1 protein-coding gene is annotated in these 2346 nt (G+C 67.5%); it reads left to right on the top strand.

Features of this window, described 5'->3' with window-relative positions:
* The first annotated feature begins 222 nt into the window (after positions 1–222).
* Entirely contained in the window at positions 223–2298 is a 2076-nt protein-coding gene (locus ILT44_RS30185; protein WP_204243297.1) for a recombinase family protein, read from the top strand.
* The last annotated feature ends 48 nt before the right edge of the window (positions 2299–2346 follow it).

Below are 2346 nucleotides of genomic sequence, written 5' to 3' on the forward strand. Positions count from 1 at the left end.
GAGATCGGACCAACGTGGAACCGCTGAACGTGAGGTTCCATTGACACCGCGAGTGGGCCATCAGGCGCTGCGCGCCTTGGCCTTATGGGTGGCAACACACCATGACCCTGCAATCGACCCCCATCCACTGGCAGGATCTGCCGCCCGATCGGCGCCGGCGCCTGGTGGTGCTGATCGCCAACCTCATCCGCCAGTCTCTGGCCGCCACACAGGAGGCGGATCATGAGCCCGGACCCCGACATCCTCGCGCCGACACTCTCCGACAAGATCCGGGCCCGCCATTGTGACCGCCAGGCGGTCGTCTATGTCCGCCAGTCCACCCTGCGGCAGATCGAGCACAACCGGGAATCCACCCGCCTGCAATATGCCCTGACCGATCGCGCCTGCCAGCTCGGCTGGCGACCCGAGCAGATCGTGGTCATCGACGATGATCTCGGCCGTTCCGCCGCCTCGGCGCTCGACCGGCCGGGCTTCCAGCGCCTGGTGGCCGAGGTCGGCTTCGGCCATATCGGCCTGGTGCTCGGCATCGAGGTCTCGCGCCTGGCACGCTCGTGCCGCGACTGGCATCAGCTGCTGGAGATGTGTGCGCTCTTCGACACCCTGATCGGCGATGCCGACGGCATCTACGACCCCAGTCTCTACAACGATCGCCTGCTGCTCGGCCTGAAGGGCACCATGAGCGAGGCGGAGATCCACATCCTCAAGGCGCGCATGCTCGAGGGCCGCCGGGCCAAGGCTCAGCGTGGCGAATTGGTGCTGGGGCTGCCCCGCGGCTACGTACTCAAGCCATCCGGCGAGGTCGCCCTCGATCCCGACGAAGAGGTGCAGGAGATCATCCGTCTGGTGTTTACCCTCTTCGAGCGCAGGCGCTCGGTCAGCGGCATCCTGCGCTATCTCGTCGACCACGACATTCGCCTGCCGGATCGCCTCCGCCGTGGGCCGCACAAAGGCGACGTGCACTGGACCCGGCCCAGCGGGCAGACGCTACGGGACATGCTGCGCAACCCGCTCTATGCCGGAGCCTATGTCTATGGCCGGCGCACCTATAACGGCCGCCTGCGCCGCCCCGGCCAGCCGCACAGCGGCAAACGCTTCCTGCGCGATCCAAAAGCCTGGAAGGTGCTGCACCAGGGCGCTCGTCCGGCCTACATTGATTGGGACACCTTCGAGCGGAACCAGGAGCAGATGGCCGCCAACCGCGCCCGCCACACCGGCCTTCCCCGCGGCGGCCCCGCGCTGCTCGGCGGGCTGGTGGCCTGCGGACTGTGTGGCCGGCGTATGTGCGTCACCTACAACGACGATGGCCGGGAGGCCCGCTACACCTGCAATCAGATGGCGACGAACTACGGCGCGCCCCAGTGCCAGTCGATCAGTGCCCGTCCGGTGGATGAGCAGGTCAGCGCCCTGATGCTGGAGGCGCTCTCGCCCTCGGCGATTGAGGTCAGCCTGCAGGTGGCCGAGGATCTCGAGCTGGAGCGCCAGCAACGACGGCGGCACTGGAAGCAGCGGCTGGAACGTGCAGGCTACGAGGCGGATCTGGCCCGCCGGCGCTATGAGGCGGTCGACCCGTCCAACCGCCTGGTCGCCCGCACCCTGGAGCGGGATTGGGAGACGGCGCTGACAGCCCACCAGACGCTGGAGAACGAGCACCAGCGGGTCGTGGCCCGCGAGCCGGAACGGCTGACGCCGGAGGAGCAGGCGGCGGTGCACCGCTTGGCCGAGGACATTCCCGCGCTGTGGAGTGCTCCGTCCACAACGGCGCGTGACCGGCAGACGATCGCGCGGACCATGCTCGATCGGGTGGTGATCCATCTGCAGGGCACGACCGAATGGGCGGAGATTGCGTGCCACTGGGCTGGCGGCGTCATCACCCGGCATGCGGTGATCCGTCCGGTGCGGCGGTTCGAGCAGCTGGCGAACTTCGATCAGCTGCTGGCGCGGGCGGTGGCGTTGCGGACGGCCGGCAGCACGGCGGAGCAGATTGCCGCCCGCCTGAACGCGGAGGGCTTTCGGCCCGCCAAGCGGACCGTCTTCAACGCTCCAATGATCCGGCGCCTGCTGCAGCGGCACGGGCATGGCACGAAGCGGCCGATCTGGTCCGGGAAAGTGCCGCGTGCGGATGATGAGGAAATGACCTTGCAGGAAGTGGCCGAGCAGCTTGGGGCACACCGGCAGACAGTCTACGGTTGGCTGCGGCGGGGGACACTCAAGGGGCGGTTGGCTCAGGTAGGGACACAACGCATTTGGCTGGTGAAACTCGTGGATAGCCCCGTAGCTCGCATCCAGCCAGCAGACTGAACGTCAACAGGAAGCAGTCATTGAGAGGCATCATGGCAACACGATCGA

This window comes from Microvirga arvi (assembly GCF_016892765.1).
Classification (GTDB): domain Bacteria; phylum Pseudomonadota; class Alphaproteobacteria; order Rhizobiales; family Beijerinckiaceae; genus Microvirga; species Microvirga arvi.

Coding starts and splice junctions, on each gene's coding strand:
- ILT44_RS30185 (WP_204243297.1), top strand. CDS start 223: ATGAGCCCGGACCCCGACATCCTCGCGCCGACACTCTCCGACAAGATC.